Genomic DNA, 16,758 nt, shown 5'->3' with positions numbered 1-16,758 from the left:
CGGCAATCTATTGAAAGTTTTTCGGGCATCTACTTTCTATTAATTTGAAAAGCAGCAAAAGACTAAAGCAGGTAAAAACAATGAAAGCGGCTGAACTGTTTATTAAATGTTTAGAAAATGAAGAGGTGGAGTATATCTTTGGTATTCCAGGTGAAGAAAACCTGGATTTAATGGATGCCCTTCTCGACAGCAATATTAAATTTATTTTGACACGCCATGAACAAGGTGCGGCTTTTATGGCGGATGTTTATGGGCGTTTAACGGGTCATGCAGGTGTCTGTTTAGCGACATTAGGCCCAGGCGCGACAAACTTGGTCACAGGTGTGGCCGATGCTAATATGGACAGAGCGCCCGTGGTAGCCATAGCGGGGCAAGCGAGTACCAATCGTCTGCACAAAGAGAGTCATCAGGTTTTAGATTTAGTCAATTTATTTAAACCCATTACCAAATACAGCACCCAAATCCTCACCCCTGAGGTTATTCCAGAAGTCGTTCGCAAAGCCTTTAAAGTCGCTCAAGTAGAAAAACCAGGCTGTAGCTTTATTGATTTTCCAGAAAATATTGCCGAAAAATTGCTTGATAAAGTTCCATTAAAAAAACAGAGCCCGCTGCCCTCTTACGTAAACCCAATCAAAGTTCAGCAAGCCGCAGATATTATCTCTGAAGCCAAGTTTCCTATTATTATTGCGGGTAATGGTGTCGTGCGTTCAAAGGCGAGTGAAGCGCTGTTTGAATTTGCCACAAAACTCAATATCCCCGTGGCAACGACCTTTATGGCCAAAGGTGTTCTGCCATGCAGTAATGAACTCTCATTAGGAACCATTGGTTTACAGGCGCACGACTATATCTCGTGTGGCATTGACCGAGCCGATGTGGTGGTCTGCGTAGGTTACGATATCGTCGAATATCACCCCCACCTTTGGAACCGAAATCCAGAAACCAAAATCATTCACATTGACACTCAACCAGCAGAAGTGGATGAATTTTACATTGTATCGGCAGGTTTAATTGGTGATATTGGGCAAGCTTTATCCAGTGTGGCCGCCATTAGCAAACGCCACACTGGTTCACCCTATCAAGGCCTAAAACAACGTATCGAAGAGACCTTTCACAAGCTCGATAACAACCAAGATTTCCCCGTTAAACCACAAAAAATCTTGACCGATTTACGCAAAGTACTGCAAGCTGAAGACATCGTCATTTCTGACGTTGGCGCACATAAAATGTGGATTGCCCGAATGTATCAAGCGCAAGCACCTAATAGTTGCATTATCTCCAATGGCTTTGCCTCAATGGGCATTGCATTACCAGGGGCGATTGCCGCAAAACTCGCCAAACCACAACAGGTCTGTGTGGCGGTAACTGGCGATGCGGGTTTTTTAATGAATGTGCAAGAAATTGAAACCGCAGTACGTTTGAATATTCCCATTATTGTGCTGATTTGGAATGACCAAGAATATGGGTTAATAAAATGGAAACAGATGAATCAGTTTGGGCGTGAAAGCAATATCGCCTTCACCAATCCAGACTTTATTAAACTGGCCGAAGCCTTTGGTGCAAAAGGCTATAAAATAGAGCACACCGAGGACTTACTGCCAACCCTAAAACAAGCCATAGCCGACAACTGTGTGGTATTAATTGATTGCCCCGTAGATTATTCTGAAAACCTTAAACTCACTGAAGAACTCGGTGAAATGATCTGCCCAACTTAACGTACCATTATTATAAAAAGAGCCGAGATAAAATGATAAAACCCTTATTCAAAACAGCATTTACAAGCTTGCTACTTAGCCTAACACTCAGTTCACAAGCGGCAGATGACTTTAAGCCATCTAGTCCAGTAGTGACTTTAATGCCAATCGTAATAGAGAATTTAGACGTACTAGGACTAAGCAAACAGCAACTCAACCAAATAAGAGAAATTTCTCGTTCAAGCACCCCTAAAATCGACTTTATTAATGCTGAATACCACAATCTTAAAACGGAGCTTAAAGAGATACTGCTAGACACACACAACCAAGATCGTAGCCGCGCGTTAAGCATTGTTAAAGAGCTTGCAGAACTCGATAGAAAACGTCTAACATTAACGGTTGAGTGCGCTTTTAATCTTAAAAAAGTGCTGGGAACAGAAAAGTTTCAAGAAGTGGTTTCAACTCTAGAATTTCAAAGCAACTGAGGCAAACTTAGCAAATATAAACCTACCAGGCCTGGTTGATTATTCACTCCTAAATGACTTATTAAGTACTTTTGCTTTGTAATAAAAAGTACCAAACGGCAGTAGTGATGCTAAAAATCCTAAAAAGCCTTTGACCTCAGAAAGATGCCCTTTAAAAACATGGTAAAAAAGCACAATATTAAAGGCGATAAACAGCCCACCATGTGCACGGCCTACCCAACTCACCACCTCTGGCATACCGTAGCTATACTTCAACGGCATTGCTACAAACAATAGCAACAGCAAAGAGGTTCCCTCTAATAGCGCCATAAAACGTAAAATTTTCATACTCACCCCCCCTCAAAAATCCATTTATTCCAGACAATAAAAAACCGGGCTAAACCCGGTTTTTAATACTAAAATTTATAGTTTATTTACGTTTCTAAGGTGCGTGTATTCAAGGTGAAAAATGTAAGTTTACAAGTGTAAACGTCCATTTTTCTAACGCAGGAGACGCGTGTCTTAGGGACGTAAATGGCTATAAATTAAGCCATCGCTTTGATACGTGCGTTGATTCTGCTTTTTGAACGCGCTGCTTTGTTCTTAGCGATAATACCTTTGCGAGCCATACCATCTAATTTAGATTGTGCAGAACGGAAAGCAACGTTTGCTGCTTCTTTATCACCAGCCTCGATTGCTGCTAGAACTTTTTTAACTGCTGTACGCATATCTGAACGTTGTGCAACGTTTCTGATACGACTTGCTTCTGCTTGACGTGCGCGTTTTGCTGCTTGTGCTGAATTAGCCATTTTTATTTCTCCCGAAATATTGTTTTTACGTGTTAACGATCCGTAGACCTATCATTAACATTTAACACAACATTGCCCTATGCGTACACAGAAACAATGACTACGATGTAATAAGAGGAGAGATTATCCACATTTACATAGAGTTGGTCAACATTTAACCTTAACTTATTGGAGATTTAAAGGCATTTGGTTTAATCGCCAACACAGAGCAATTGACTCTTTCCAATAAATCTTCAGCAGTATTCCCTATTAACATCCCTGGCACCCCACTTCTACCAAGCGTACCTAACACAAGTAAATCAACCTTTTGCTCTAAGGTTGCGTTAAATATAGAATCGGCAGGTTCTCCTTTACACCAAAATACAGTTGTTTTATCACCCACTGGTGAATGTGCTTTTAACTCTAGGTCTAATGCCTCTTTATGCTGAAAATAGAGCTGTTCATTCAATTCTATTAATTCATTTTCATTTAAGTCGGCATCCCAATGCTTAACGAGGTTTTCTACTTCTGACTGCCAGGCGTGTACAACCTTAACAGAATTTGAACCCTTAAAACGATCGGCCCAAACAAGTAAACTTTGATTAAACACTGACGGCTGATAGGGTTGAATTTCGATATCGACATCCAGACTTGCCATAACACTCTTAAAAGGTAGTGCCGTTTGAGCTCTGTAAAGCAATAATGGAACAGGGGATTTTCTTAATAAATGCCAATCATCACTTTGAAAGAGGAAGTTTTTCCTGTCTTCTAAATCATCTGATTGCTTAATTAATAATTCAGCCTTTTTTTCATTAGCCTGCTGTATTGTCTCGTAATAGAGTTTTCCAAAGCGAACCTCAATTGTTAATCTGACCTCTTTTTGCTTAGCTGTATCGACCCACTGTTTACGCCTACTTAACTCAAAATCAATTTGTTTTTGCATTATGTCTTGATGCTGATGCTCTTCGAGCCACTCAAAAATATGATGAGCGATTTTAGGCAACACAACAATAACATTTAAATCAATGTTCTGTTCAAGACAACTCTCTACCGCCCAATCAAATAAGGCCTGCTCCCTTTCAGGGTTTGATGAAACCAATAACCAACATCTATTAACCACAATCTTTTTCTCCATCAACACAGAATATTAAACCCTTAAATCACGCTTTTAATTCATTCATAATTAGCAATTTTATAGGCCGCCTCATTAGCCGCATCTTCATAAGGAATAAGCACTAAATCAACACCTTGATTTTTATAAAAACTGGCCTCTGCCTTATCAACGGCAGCGACGGCAACTTTTCCAGTAAACCCTTCTTGATGCAGTGTTTTTAATAAAACTAAATTAGTGTGTTTATCCCGAATCGTCGACACCACCCATTTAGCTTCTTTCAATGGTAATTGCGTTATAAACTCAGGATCTTCTGCATCACCATAACGAGTGTTGAGTTGGTCTTTTGCTACGCTCTCCACAAACTCTGGATTAAAATCAATACCGAGTACCTTGTAGTTCTTATCTTTAAGGCTGTTGGCTATCACCGAACCAAAACGCCCTAGACCAAACTGAATAACATCAGTGGTTGTTGATTTATCTTCACAATCAAGTTCAGCCTCTCTATAAGGAACTTGGCGTTCAAAAACCGATAAATAAGGTGCTAACCGCTCATAAATAGGGTGCGAATATAAAATCATATAAGTAGAGACAGAAATAGTAATTAAGCCAACTAAAGTGATTAACCCAACAGTTTCCTTATCTAGGTGGCCTAAACTAAAACCTAAAGCGGCTAATATTAAAGAAAACTCAGATATCTGGGCCACCGTTAAACCTGCTAGAAAACCTGTTCTCTTTCTAAACCCCATATAACCCATAATAATCATAACGATCAATGGATTTCCAATTAAAACAAACACCGAGAACAAAACGGCTGCAAACAACTGGTCTGTTAATGAACTCAAATCTAAGCTAGCGCCTAAGCTAATAAAAAAGAACAGTAAAAGAAAATCTCGCAAACTGACCAGCCTAGCGCCAATCAATTCACGATAATGTGTAGAAGCGAGAGAGATACCTGCTAAAAAAGCCCCAACTTCCTGACTAAAACCAAGCATTTTGCCCGTTGAAGCTCCGAGCACTGCCCAAGCAATAGCAAACAGTACCAATAACTCTGCAGAATGTGCTAACCGTCCTAGCATCTTCGGTATTACATAACGCATCAACAGAGCAACCACAGCCAACATCAGCGCTCCTTTTAGCAGAACAACTAACGTTTCTGTTCCGATACTGGTTTCAACATTGGCAGTTCCAATCGCGGTTAGAACAATCATCGCGATAATGACCACGATATCTTGAACAATCAAAAACCCAATGGCTATTCGACCATGCAGAGCATCCAGTTCACGCTTATCGGAGAGTAATTTAACAATAATAATCGTACTTGAAAAAGTCAAAGCAACCGCAACATACAAGGCACTAATCGATGTCATGCCCAACGCTATAGCGATAAAATAGCCAACCACAGAAGTGAAAACAACTTGACCCAAACCAGTGAAAAGCGCCACAGTTCCCATGGTTCTAATAATATGCAAATCAAGCTTTAAACCAACAACAAAAAGCAGGATAGCGATACCAAGGTGAGCAAGTAAGTCAATTTCTGAGGTCAAAGAGACCAGCCCTAGAACAGAGGGGCCAACTAAAATACCCACGGCAATAAAAGCCACAATCAAAGGTTGTTTGAGCTGAACGGCAGCCACGCCAAATAACGCTGAAATGGCCAGCAACATGCTTAACTCTACAAATGCACTCTCAAACACTGTAAACCTCCTAGAAACAACGGTTACAAGAACCATAAACCTAAGTTTGCCTAATAAATATTAAGAATAACACAGCCTACTCAAGCTTCATAAAAAAACATAATGTCTTTTAAATATGGGACTAATTGGGTTGGGGGGATAGGGACGGTACCTTTGGGTTCCGTCCCTTTTTGCGTAGAGATTAGCTAAACAAGTCCAAAGCAAGGATTTTTGTTCAACATCAGATAAAAAATGAGCGTTTTGCTTAAGTTCAAGGCACTCGATTACGAAGTGTACAATTAGTACACGAGTAATCTAGTAACGCAGAGATTAGCTAAACAAGCCCAAAGCGAGGATTTTTGTTCAAGGTCAAGGCAAGTTTTGACGAAGTGTACAATTAGTACACGAGTTAAAACTTAACGCAGAGATTGGACAAAAAGACCGTTTTGGTTATTCGCGGTGGTATGGGTGGTTGTTTATTACTGAGTATGCACGATAAATTTGCTCGGCCACTAAAATCCTGACCATTGGGTGTGGCATGGTCAATTTTGACAAGCCCCATTTCCATTTGGCTTGTTGAATAAGGCTTTTTTCTAAGCCATCTGGCCCACCAACAATGAGAGCCACATCTTGTCCACTACCAAGCCACTCTTCTAACTTATCAGCCAAGCCTTTAGTGGTCACTTGCTGACCGTGCTCGTCTAATACAATTAACTGGGCGCCTTTAGGAATGGCAGCCAATATTTTTTTGGCTTCTTCGGCTTTATATTTATCAGCTGACCCCGTTTTTCCACGTTGAGCCATGGGCAGTTCAATCAAGTTTAAGGTGCAAGATTTTGGTAGACGTTTTGCATATTCTGCATAGCCTTCTTGCACCCACTTTGGCATTTTTTGGCCAACAGTAATGAAATGAATAATCATATTGATAACGAGTAAAAAACTACTCGGCTGCTTGTTCTGCCGCTGTTTGGGCTTTAATGTCCCATAGTTTTTCTAATGCATAGTGAGCACGAGCGCCTTCTGTCATTACGTGCACAATGGCATTGCCAAGATCAACCAAAACCCAGTCAGGTTGTGGGCCAGCTTCAACACCTAGAGGTGGTTCACCAGCTTCTTTAAAAGCTTGTTCTACGTGAGAACCTAATGCTTTAACGTGTGTGGTTGATGTACCTGTTGCTACAATCATTAAATCTGCAAAACTACTAATGCCTTTAATATCCATTACTTGAATGTCTCTGGCTTTTGAATCTTCTAATGTTTTTACAATTAGTTCTTCAACTTCTTTCATATTCATACTCATTGAACTGGTTTGCTCCTTAATCGAAATCGATTATTTCTTTATCTCTAATTGATTAGTCGGCTTATAAAGGCCGTGTTCTTTTATATATTCCATAACACAAGGTGGTAGCAGATATTCTGCCGATAAGCCTGCGAGTAAGTGGTTTCTTACCAAGGTCGAACTAATATCCAACTGGGTAACATCTACATCCATAATTTGCCCCGCTTCAGCGGTAAAGGCCGATACATGATTTTGTTTGTAAATTTCTCCCGACTCGCCACTCTGCGGTACAGGTTCACCAGGCCTGTGCATAACCACAATATTAGCTAATTGCATGATTTGTTGCCATTTATGCCAGGTATGAAACTTAGCAAAGGCATCCGTTCCCATCATTAAAACTAGACTGACATCCTGAAACTTTTTTTTCAAAATGGCTAAAGTATCTGCAGTATAAGAGGGACCTCCTTGCTCCATTTCAATGGTATCCAAAACAAAATTGGGCTGTTTTTGGATCGCCAAACGAATCATCTCACTTCGCTGTAAAGCCGATACACTTGGCTTGTCTTTATGCACAGGACGGTAGCATGGCACAAAACGGACTTGCTCCAAACCTAAGCATTGCATCACTTCTAAAGCTGGGCGTAAATGTCCATAATGAACGGGGTCAAAGGTTCCGCCATTTATACCAATAAATTTCATTATTCGCGAATAGTTCCATCACCCAGCACAATGTATTTTTGTGAGGTTAACCCTTCTAATCCAACGGGGCCACGAGCGTGAAATTTATCGGTACTAATACCAATCTCGGCTCCCAAGCCATATTCAAAACCATCCGCAAAACGAGTGGATGCATTCACCATTACCGAGCTTGAGTCTACCTCAGCCAAAAAGCGACGAGAAGTAGTGAAGTTTTCAGTAATAATCGACTCTGTATGTCCTGAGCTAAATTGGGCAATATGATCCATCGCTTCATCCACATTGGCAACCACTTTAATCGATAAAATCGGCGCTAAATACTCCGTTGCCCAATCTTCTTCAGTAGCAACATTTGCGTTAATTATGGCGCAGGTTTTTGCACAACCACGAAGTTCAACCCCTTTTTCAGCGTACATTTTAGCTAACTCAGGTAAAACCGCTTGAGCTTGCGACTCGGCAACTAATAAGGTTTCCATTGCATTACATACGCCATAACGGTGTGTTTTAGCATTGTAAGCCACTTTTATCGCTTTTTCTTGGTCGGCATCATCGTCTATATAAACATGACAAATCCCATCTAAATGTTTAATAACAGGGACTCGAGCACCTTGGCTAATGCGCTCAATCAACCCTTTACCACCACGGGGAATAATCACATCCACAAATTCTGGCATGGCAATTAATTCACCCACCGCCGCACGGTCAGTTGTGGCAACCACTTGCACTGACGTCTGTGGTAAATCGGCTTTGTCTAGACCTTGTTGAATACAATTTGCCAAGGCCTGGTTAGAAAAAGCCGCCTCTGAACCGCCACGTAAAATCGCTGCATTGCCCGATTTTAAACATAGCGCCGCGGCATCTACGGTGACATTTGGACGAGATTCATAGATGATTCCCACCACCCCTAAAGGCACGCGCATTTTACCAATTTGAATGCCTGATGGACGGTAACTCATATCACTGATTTCACCAATGGGGTCTTGCAGTGCGGCAATTTGGCGTAATCCTTCTGCCATACCCGCAATTCCTGCGTCAGTAATCGCCAGACGATCCAGCATCGCCGCATCCAAACCATTGGCTTTACCATTTTCTAAATCTTTGGCATTTTCCGCTTTTAGAGTTTCCGCTGAATTTTCTATGGCTTCCGCCATCGCAATTAACGCCGCATTCTTTTGTTTGGTAGAAGCTCGCACTAAAGCACGTGACGCTTTACGCGCTTGCTGACCTAACTGTGTCATATACTCTTTTACATTCATTCAACAAACTCTCTTTTTCTTTGTTTCGTGGCTAACTTATTTTCAAACCTAGCGAGCAATCTTTGCCACTAAATCCGATAAACCAAACCACACTTCTCTGTCGTTTAATGTGGGCTGTATGCCTTTTATCATCCTATCTATTTGCAATGCCTGCTTTAAAAGGTTTTGCCACTCTTGTAAGCCGTGACGCTGCATCGCCTGGGAATACTCGCCCTGCCTTGATTGCCAAATACGGCATTGATTAAATGCTTGATTGAGCGAAACTTGCTGAGTCAATTGCGCCAACTCAATTAACTGTCTAATCTCTTTAGATAACAGCCAAAGAATCACTGGCGCTTCAACGCCTTCTTGCTGCAGCCTAGCAAGCATTTGCACACTATAAGCTACCTTGCCATTTAACATCGCGGTGGCTAGCGCAAAGAGCTGATAGTGTGCCTGATCAACCACATGCTCTAAAATATGCTCTGCGGTAATGGTGGAGTTTGCAGGCAAACTTAAAGAGAGCTTAGTGATTTCTTGGTCTGCCGCCAACAAATTCCCTTCAACTCTATCGGCTAATAAATTAGCCGCTTCACGCTCCAAAGTTAACCCGTGTAGTTGAGCTTGATTCTGACACCAACCAGGTAACGCATTGGCAGGTACAGGTTTGGCTTGAACGACCAGGCCTGCTGATTCTATTGAGGTTACCCATTTGCCTTTGATTTGACGGCTATCTAACTTTTCACATAAGACCACCAATACAATCTCTGGGGGTAAAGCTTGCACATACTGACACCAGTCCTGAAAGAACTTACCCCCCTCACGGCCTGGCGAACCTTTTGGCATATTAATCAAAATCATGCGTGATTCAGCAAACAATGAACCCGCTTGCGTGTCCATTTGTAGGCTTTGCCAATCAAAATTAGCATCTACATCATAGGTTTCACTAGCCATATAGCCTTGCGATAACAGCTGCTTTTTTAGGCCATCTAAACTATCGCGCAAAAACAGTGGTTCTTCACCATACAGTAAATAAATAGGCTTAATATCAAAGTTACCACTATTAAGCTGATTTAAAAACGCACTGGCTAAAATCAAAATAAAACTCTTTTATTGGCTTGTTTGATTGCTAACAGCATTTGACTGACTCTCCGTACTAACCAATGAGGCACGACGAATTCTATCTAATATTTGTCGTGCAATCTCTTCACTCATCGATTTTTGAATACTGCGTAATTCACTATTAGAAGACAAGGCAACCGAAGTGTTGATTTGGCGATCTCGATAAACGGTACTTTCACCACTAACGACTTTTTCTCCTGAATCTAAGTTGATTACGCTAAAGCGTTGCGTCATTTTAATCAGCTCAGAGGTGGCATCGCCTAATCGAGAACTGGTTCTGGATGACTTGTACTGAGTTGGCATCAGCTGAATTTGAACTTCAGCCGCCTGGCTATCCAAAACCTTAACCGACGCTTGGTTCAACTGGCGTTGCATCGCCATTTGAATATCTTCTCTTACACCCCCTGCCATTTCTAACTGAGCGGTTTGAAATGGCAAAACACCATTCGAATCGATGCCACGTAAATGAAATCCGCACCCAACTAACGAAGCAACAAGCAAAGCAAGAAAACTATTCAGCCCTATCTTTTTCAACATTAACAAACCCAATTAACCTTTTACAACCAAGTTAACCAAACGACCTGGCACCACAATCTCTTTAACGATTTCTTTACCATCAATAAACTTCAACACCGCTTCATCGGCTTTAGCGGCTGCCAATATTGAGTCTTTGTCGGCATCCACGGCAATTTCAATTTTGCCACGTAATTTACCGTTAACCTGCACCATCAGTTCAATTTCAGATTTAACCAATGCAGACTCATCTACTTTAGGCCAAGTCGCATCAACCACCAAACCAGTTTTACCCAGAGATTGCCCCAAAGATTCCGCTAAACTTTGCGCCATATGAGGAGCCATTGGTGAGAGCATTAACACCACAATTTCTAACGCTTCTTGCATGACGGCACGCCCTTGTTCAGAGGTTTCATCAAACTTAGAAATTTCGTTCATTAACTCCATACAAGCAGCAATAGCGGTATTGAATGTTTGGCGACGCCCCATATCATCAGTGACTTTTTGTAAAGTTTCATGCACTTTTAAACGCAACGCCTTAGCTTCTTTGCTCAAACCTTCAGAAGAGCTTGCAGGAGTTACCAGGCCTGCTTCTAAATGTGAATGCACTTGACGCCAAACACGGTTTAAGAAACGATACGCCCCTTCTACACCTTTATCTGACCACTCCAAACTTTGCTCTGGCGGTGCAGCAAACATAATAAATAGACGAACCGTATCCGCACCAAACTTTTCAATTAAACCTTGTGGGTCAACCGTATTACCTTTTGATTTAGACATCTTAGAACCATCAAGCAATACCATGCCTTGCGTTAGTAGGTTTTTAAATGGTTCATCTGATTTCACCAAACCTTGGTCCCGCATCAGCTTGTGGAAGAAACGGGCATACAACAAGTGAAGAATCGCATGTTCAATCCCACCAATATACTGATCAACTGGCGCCCAGTAATCGGCACGTTCGTCCAACATCGCTTTATCATTATCTTTTGAAGTATAGCGAGCGTGATACCAAGACGACTCAAAGAAGGTATCAAAGGTATCGGTTTCACGTTTAGCACGACCACCACACTGTGGGCATTCGCAGTTTTTGAAACTATCCATTTTAGCCAATGGCGAACCTGAACCGTCTGGTACCACATCTTCTGGTAAACGAACTGGCAACTGGTCTTCAGGTACTGGCAGAGCACCACACGCTGGGCAGTAAATAACTGGAATTGGGCAACCCCAGTAACGCTGACGAGAGATACCCCAATCACGTAAACGGTAGTTAGTCTGCTTTTCACCCAGGCCTTTCTCACCCAAAGCTTTTGCCATGGCGTGTAACGCGTCTTTTGACTTTAAGCCATCAAACTGGCCTGAGTTAACCAAAATACCTTTTTCAGTAAAAGCTTGTTCAGAGACATCCGCCATCTCTTCTGCATTAGGAGCAATGACCGCTTTAATCGGTAAGTCATAGGCTTTAGCAAATTCGTAATCACGCTGATCATGCGCAGGAACGGACATAACCGCTCCAGTTCCGTAGCCCATCAATACAAAGTTAGCCGCCCAAACTGGCACTTCTTCACCCGTAATTGGGTGCGTGACTCTAATCCCCGTATCGACCCCTTTTTTCTCCATGGTTTCCATGTCGGCTTCGGCGGTTGAGATATGCGAGCACTCTTCAATAAAACGTTCTAAAGGCTCATTATTAATGGAGGCTTTATGTGCAATTGGATGATCAGAAGCAATTGCCACATAGCTCACCCCCATTAAGGTATCAGGACGAGTGGTGTAAACATCTAAGTTTTGATTGTCTTTTCCAACAATCGGGAACGAAATTTGCAGGCCTGTTGATTTACCAATCCAGTTTTTCTGCATGGTTTTAACTTGTTCTGGCCAACCGTCTAAGTTATCTAAACCTTCTAATAACTCTTCGGCATAATCGGTAATTCTTAAAAACCACTGGGCGATCTCTTTACGCTCAACGGGTGCGCCAGAACGCCAACCTTTACCGTCAATCACCTGCTCATTGGCTAACACGGTCATATCGACTGGGTCCCAGTTAACCACAGATAATTTACGGTAAACTAAACCTTTCTCCATTAACTTAGTAAATAACCACTGTTCCCAACGATAATATTCTGGGTGACAAGTAGCGACTTCACGTGTCCAGTCATAACCTAAACCCAGTGACTTTAACTGGTTACGCATGTAGTCAATATTTTCATAAGTCCACTTTGCAGGTGCTACGTCATGCTGCATAGCCGCGTTTTCCGCTGGTAGACCAAAAGCATCCCATCCCATTGGCTGAAGAACATTTTTACCCTGCATACGTTGAAAGCGAGAGATAACGTCACCAATCGTGTAGTTACGTACATGCCCCATATGCAACTTTCCGCTTGGGTATGGGAACATTGAAAGACAGTAATATTTCTCTTTACTCTCATCTTCCGTCACCACAAAGGTCTGGTTATCGTCCCAAGTTTTTTGGATATCTGCTTCAAGTTGTTGCGGGTTGTATTGAACTTCTGACATGGTGTTTTTCTTCTGCTCTTTAAACGTTTTAAGCCTGCTCAAATTTGAACTTGCTAATTAAATTAAATAAGTTCAATATTATAGTTTAACTAAGGTTCAAACAGGAGAAAATAATGAGCGAAAATAAAATGCTAAAAGCGTACCGTGCACTTTTAAATCATGCCAAAGAGTTTGCAATAAAGGCAGAAAACAAAACCTGGGAGACTTTAGGTGAGGGAATTGAAAAAGCCGAACAAGCCGATCATGCTTTAGCCGAGTTAAGCGCAGAGGAATTTAAGCGTGTACAAGAAGATTTGCAGGCTGATATTAAACAAACAGCAGAATATTTGTCTGAAGTGGAACAAGGTGTTGAAGAATTTATTGAGATGGAACTGCCCGTTCTAGAACAGTTTTTAACTGAAAAAGCTTTAACACTGGCTGACCCCACCAATATCACACTATTGCGTTACCGTTTAGCGGCAGCGATGGATGAAAACCACCCCGTCTTTTCAAAACCGCATTAATTAAAATAGGGTATCCATATTTTATGGTCAATGAAAATTAATTTTAACCACGAAACGAAGAACTCGGCTTAGAGCCGAGAAGGCACGAAGTTTTTAAAACCAAAATACTTTTAACCAGGCCTGGTAACTCACTCATTACGAGTTAAGTAGTACCGTGGACAAGTGCCTTTACGAGTAGAACGCCTGCAAGGCACCCCTTTAGATTGAGTGTAACGAATAATCCATGGTTAACGTCTAACGCCATACTCTGCCGTCAATTATGGATTGCCACGTCGCTTCGCTCCTCGCAATGACTAATAAAATTGAATTTATTCACCACAACAACAAAACAAACACTCTTTAAGCCTTCAACACTTTAAGTCTTTGTGTCTTCGTGTCTTCGTGGTTAATCTTTCTGTATTCACCAGGCCTGGTAATCCACGGATTGCCACATTGATGAACTTTGCATGAACTAAGCTCTACGTAGTAGATATCGCTTGGCGATTAGAAACCCAAAATAGGTAAAGAGCAAAAACAGAATTGGCAAGGTTTTCCATTCTGCATAGAATGTTAGGCCGTCGTAGGGCTGAACTTGGCCACGCAACACACCCTCTTCATAAGGCGGAATTTGCGCTCTAATATTGCCTTTGATATCCACAATGGCGGTATAGCCTGTATTGGTGCTTCGAGCAATTTCTCTACCCAGCTCCAACGCCCTCATCTGCACTTCTTGCAATTGCTGTGCGGGTTCAAAAGTATCTGCAAACCAGGCATCATTACTCACAGTAATTAAATATTTTGCTTGCGGTAAAGAATTCGCTAACTCTTCACCAAACGCCATTTCGTAGCAAATACTTAAACCAGCATCGTGCCCACCCAATTTGATGGGCTGTTGAGATGAATCACCATGTGAAAACTCTGCAAATGGAATATTAAAGAGACCACTCACAAAAGCAAATGCACTACTGAACGGAAAAAACTCACTAAAAGGCACTAGATGCTGCTTGTAATAGCGATCCTCGGGATTATGGACGTTAATCAAGGCGTTATAGTAGTTTTCTGAATTTTTACCCCCTGCAATCACACCCACTAAAATATCGGTATTCAGTAACTTGGCGTCTTTAATAAAGCCTTGTAAAGCCCCTTTCTCAACCACATCGTAATAGGCTGGAATCGCTGTTTCAGGCCATACAATCACATCGGCATCCATGTTCTTTTTGGTTAAATCAATATAGGTTTTTAAGGTTGGATAAAATTCATCAGGCAACCACTTTTTCTCTTGAGCGATATTCCCCTGAATCAACGCCACATCAATGGGTTTATCAACTGGTTTGACCCATTGCACATTTTGTAATAAACCACCAATAGACCATATTAAACACAGGGTAACACTGGCTCTCACCCAGCTTTTTTCTTTAAATAACCACAACAATAGACCGGCAGACATCGCAATAGCCCAGCTCACACCCCACACACCCAAAAGAGGAGCATAACCATCAAGCCAGGTATCTAAGTGTGTCGTGCCACTTAATAAGAAAGGAAACCCACCAAAGATGGTAGAACGCACTAACTCAATCAGCACCCAAACTGCGGGAAAGAGCAGTGTAAGTACCAGGCCTGGCTGTTTAGCGTTTTTAAAAAACAACGCAATCCAGCCACCTAATGCCGTTGATAGTGCTAAAAAGAGCACAAACCCCATTGTCAAAATAACCGCAAAAGGCAAGGCAACACCAGAGTAGAAGTACATACTGGAAAATAACCAGCTGACTCCTAAACCAAACTGACCCAAGCCAAACCATAAACCAATTTTAGCGGCTTCAAAACGGGTTTCTGCCTCTAGCCAAAGCATAAACAAGCCCGCAATGGCTGCGAGCATAATCGGTGAGATATTAAACGGAGCAAAAGCAAACACACTTAACCCCCCTAATAAAAGAGCGATTAAGTGTGTTTTTTGAGGAGAAAATACTTTTTTAAGAAAGGTGAAGGCGGATTTCAAAACGGCTATCCTTTAGTCCTTATGGGTTGGATTGGAACAGGTCTTAAACAAACAACTATCAATCTTACGTTGTTTGAGATTGCAGCTCGCTTTGCTCATCACTTTGCTCAATCGATTCTTGACTGATTGGTTTGGCTTCAAACAGTTCTGCTCGTCGTTCAGTGGCTTTTAAAACTCTAAAACAAATACCATTCGTTTCAATTTCTTCACCAATCACAGGAACATGCCCTAACTCAAAGCTTAAAAAGCCGCCCATTGTTTCGGTGTTTTCTGTTTCGATTTCTGTACCAAAAAACTGGTTAAACTCTTCAATCGTCGTTAAAGCCTGAACTGAATAAGCTCCCCCCGCACGCTTTTGAATGCATTCATCTTCATCCACATCATGCTCATCTTCAATATCACCCACAATCTGTTCTAAGACATCTTCAATGGTGACCAGGCCTGCTAACTCGGCATACTCATCTACCACTAACGCTAAGTGATTTCGGCTCGATTTAAATTCGCGTAACAGAACATTTAAACGCTTACTTTCGGGAATAAAGTTCGCTTCACGATAGATTTTTTGTAAATCATCTTTTTCATTCAACTCACCCTTAACCACAGCACGTAAAACATCCTTGGCTAACAATATCCCCACAATTTCTTTATCCAACATCACAGGGTAACGTGAGTGCGAGCTTTCGAGCATGGTTTCTAAAATAGTTTCTAAGGAGTCATTGGCATCAATAATCTCAATTTGCGGGCGAGGAATCATAATGTCTCGCACACGTGCTTCAGAAACATCTAAAACACCTTCAATCATTAATAATGCGTCCGAATCAAGCACACCTTGAGATTGCGCTTCTTTTAAAACGGTTACAAGTTCTTCTCGACTCTCCGGCTCATCTGAAAATACTTTTCCAAGACGCTCTAACCACGAAGAGCCGCTACTACTGTCACTCATTTCTATTTATCATCCTTTATTTACATATCTGATTTTAACCACGAAAACACAAAGCCACGAAGTTTCAAATTAATTTTTGTTTTGAAAAACCAAGATTTTATACAAGGTTATTGGAAAACAACCAGGCCTGGTAACTCTAAATCATAATCATCATACAAACTCTACCGTCATTACAAGCAAAGTGAAGTAACCCATGACCCTTGTCTAAACACAGTAACCTGCCGTGAGTCATGGATTATTCGTTACAC

16 protein-coding genes are annotated in these 16,758 nt (G+C 41.5%); 3 read left to right on the top strand and 13 right to left on the bottom strand.

Annotated features, from left to right (window positions below):
* Positions 1 to 80 precede the first annotated feature (80 nt).
* On the top strand, positions 81 to 1,712 hold the full coding sequence (locus A379_RS09830; protein WP_040727820.1) for an acetolactate synthase large subunit: 1,632 nt from the start codon (positions 81 to 83) through the stop codon (positions 1,710 to 1,712).
* Between the two features lie 32 nt (positions 1,713 to 1,744).
* Complete coding sequence (locus A379_RS09825; RefSeq protein ID WP_040727819.1) at positions 1,745 to 2,176, top strand: hypothetical protein; 432 nt, start codon at positions 1,745 to 1,747, stop codon at positions 2,174 to 2,176.
* A 39-nt stretch (positions 2,177 to 2,215) separates the two neighbouring features.
* Here the strand turns inward: A379_RS09825 and A379_RS09820 are convergent, their stop codons facing one another.
* The 11 genes from A379_RS09820 to leuS form a co-directional block, all read right to left on the bottom strand.
* A complete protein-coding gene (locus A379_RS09820) occupies positions 2,216 to 2,503 on the bottom strand; it encodes a DUF3817 domain-containing protein (protein ID WP_051145150.1) in 288 nt (95 codons plus the stop codon).
* A 197-nt stretch (positions 2,504 to 2,700) separates the two neighbouring features.
* Positions 2,701 to 2,964, bottom strand: a complete 264-nt coding sequence (gene rpsT, locus A379_RS09815; protein WP_040727815.1) for a 30S ribosomal protein S20 — start codon at positions 2,962 to 2,964, stop codon at positions 2,701 to 2,703.
* 160 nt (positions 2,965 to 3,124) lie between these two features.
* Entirely contained in the window at positions 3,125 to 4,063 is a 939-nt protein-coding gene (locus A379_RS09810) for a universal stress protein (RefSeq protein WP_198525673.1), read from the bottom strand.
* Positions 4,064 to 4,116: 53 nt separating this feature from the next.
* A complete protein-coding gene (locus A379_RS09805; protein WP_040727813.1) occupies positions 4,117 to 5,751 on the bottom strand; it encodes a cation:proton antiporter in 1,635 nt (544 codons plus the stop codon).
* 429 nt (positions 5,752 to 6,180) lie between these two features.
* Positions 6,181 to 6,651, bottom strand: a complete 471-nt coding sequence (gene rlmH / locus A379_RS09800; protein WP_040727812.1) for a 23S rRNA (pseudouridine(1915)-N(3))-methyltransferase RlmH — start codon at positions 6,649 to 6,651, stop codon at positions 6,181 to 6,183.
* A 19-nt stretch (positions 6,652 to 6,670) separates the two neighbouring features.
* On the bottom strand, positions 6,671 to 7,030 hold the full coding sequence (gene rsfS, locus A379_RS09795) for a ribosome silencing factor (protein WP_369759651.1): 360 nt from the start codon (positions 7,028 to 7,030) through the stop codon (positions 6,671 to 6,673).
* Between the two features lie 30 nt (positions 7,031 to 7,060).
* Positions 7,061 to 7,708 carry a nicotinate-nucleotide adenylyltransferase gene (gene nadD, locus A379_RS09790; protein ID WP_040727810.1) on the bottom strand — a complete coding sequence of 216 codons (648 nt, stop codon included), beginning with the start codon at positions 7,706 to 7,708 and terminating at the stop codon, positions 7,061 to 7,063.
* Positions 7,708 to 8,961 carry a glutamate-5-semialdehyde dehydrogenase gene (locus A379_RS09785; protein WP_040727808.1) on the bottom strand — a complete coding sequence of 418 codons (1,254 nt, stop codon included), beginning with the start codon at positions 8,959 to 8,961 and terminating at the stop codon, positions 7,708 to 7,710. Before A379_RS09785 ends, nadD begins: the two co-directional genes overlap by 1 nt.
* A 48-nt stretch (positions 8,962 to 9,009) precedes the next feature.
* Entirely contained in the window at positions 9,010 to 10,038 is a 1,029-nt protein-coding gene (gene holA, locus A379_RS09780; RefSeq protein ID WP_040727806.1) for a DNA polymerase III subunit delta, read from the bottom strand.
* Between the two features lie 12 nt (positions 10,039 to 10,050).
* Entirely contained in the window at positions 10,051 to 10,599 is a 549-nt protein-coding gene (gene lptE / locus A379_RS09775) for an LPS assembly lipoprotein LptE (RefSeq protein ID WP_040727805.1), read from the bottom strand.
* 12 nt (positions 10,600 to 10,611) lie between these two features.
* Positions 10,612 to 13,089: a leucine--tRNA ligase gene (gene leuS, locus A379_RS09770; protein WP_040727804.1), complete on the bottom strand. Its 2,478-nt coding sequence runs from the start codon at positions 13,087 to 13,089 to the stop codon at positions 10,612 to 10,614.
* Positions 13,090 to 13,202: 113 nt separating this feature from the next.
* Here leuS and A379_RS09765 point away from each other — a divergent pair, with 113 nt between their 5' ends.
* Entirely contained in the window at positions 13,203 to 13,592 is a 390-nt protein-coding gene (locus tag A379_RS09765) for a hypothetical protein (protein WP_040727803.1), read from the top strand.
* Positions 13,593 to 14,043: 451 nt separating this feature from the next.
* On the opposite strand, the gene lnt is transcribed toward A379_RS09765, so the two are convergent.
* Entirely contained in the window at positions 14,044 to 15,567 is a 1,524-nt protein-coding gene (gene lnt, locus A379_RS09760) for an apolipoprotein N-acyltransferase (protein WP_232744838.1), read from the bottom strand.
* A 64-nt stretch (positions 15,568 to 15,631) separates the two neighbouring features.
* Positions 15,632 to 16,510 (bottom strand): HlyC/CorC family transporter, encoded by an 879-nt coding sequence (locus A379_RS09755; protein WP_040727801.1) that lies wholly within the window; start codon positions 16,508 to 16,510, stop codon positions 15,632 to 15,634.
* Positions 16,511 to 16,758 lie beyond the last annotated feature (248 nt).

The sequence above is a fragment of the Thiomicrorhabdus sp. Kp2 genome, assembly GCF_000478585.1.
Lineage (GTDB): Bacteria > Pseudomonadota > Gammaproteobacteria > Thiomicrospirales > Thiomicrospiraceae > Thiomicrorhabdus.
Note: the sequence above shows the minus strand (reverse complement) of the source record. Positions and strands in the feature narration are given on the sequence as shown.

Bases quoted from the DNA above. Each gene is read 5' to 3' on its own strand.
- A379_RS09820 (WP_051145150.1), bottom strand. From the start codon at position 2,503: ATGAAAATTTTACGTTTTATGGCGCTATTAGAGGGAACCTCTTTGCTG.
- A379_RS09825 (WP_040727819.1), top strand. From the start codon at position 1,745: ATGATAAAACCCTTATTCAAAACAGCATTTACAAGCTTGCTACTTAGC.
- A379_RS09830 (WP_040727820.1), top strand. From the start codon at position 81: ATGAAAGCGGCTGAACTGTTTATTAAATGTTTAGAAAATGAAGAGGTG.
- leuS (WP_040727804.1), bottom strand. From the start codon at position 13,089: ATGTCAGAAGTTCAATACAACCCGCAACAACTTGAAGCAGATATCCAA.
- rpsT (WP_040727815.1), bottom strand. From the start codon at position 2,964: ATGGCTAATTCAGCACAAGCAGCAAAACGCGCACGTCAAGCAGAAGCA.
- A379_RS09765 (WP_040727803.1), top strand. From the start codon at position 13,203: ATGAGCGAAAATAAAATGCTAAAAGCGTACCGTGCACTTTTAAATCAT.
- A379_RS09785 (WP_040727808.1), bottom strand. From the start codon at position 8,961: ATGAATGTAAAAGAGTATATGACACAGTTAGGTCAGCAAGCGCGTAAA.
- A379_RS09755 (WP_040727801.1), bottom strand. From the start codon at position 16,510: ATGAGTGACAGTAGTAGCGGCTCTTCGTGGTTAGAGCGTCTTGGAAAA.
- nadD (WP_040727810.1), bottom strand. From the start codon at position 7,708: ATGAAATTTATTGGTATAAATGGCGGAACCTTTGACCCCGTTCATTAT.
- rlmH (WP_040727812.1), bottom strand. From the start codon at position 6,651: ATGATTATTCATTTCATTACTGTTGGCCAAAAAATGCCAAAGTGGGTG.
- lptE (WP_040727805.1), bottom strand. From the start codon at position 10,599: ATGTTGAAAAAGATAGGGCTGAATAGTTTTCTTGCTTTGCTTGTTGCT.
- rsfS (WP_369759651.1), bottom strand. From the start codon at position 7,030: ATGAGTATGAATATGAAAGAAGTTGAAGAACTAATTGTAAAAACATTA.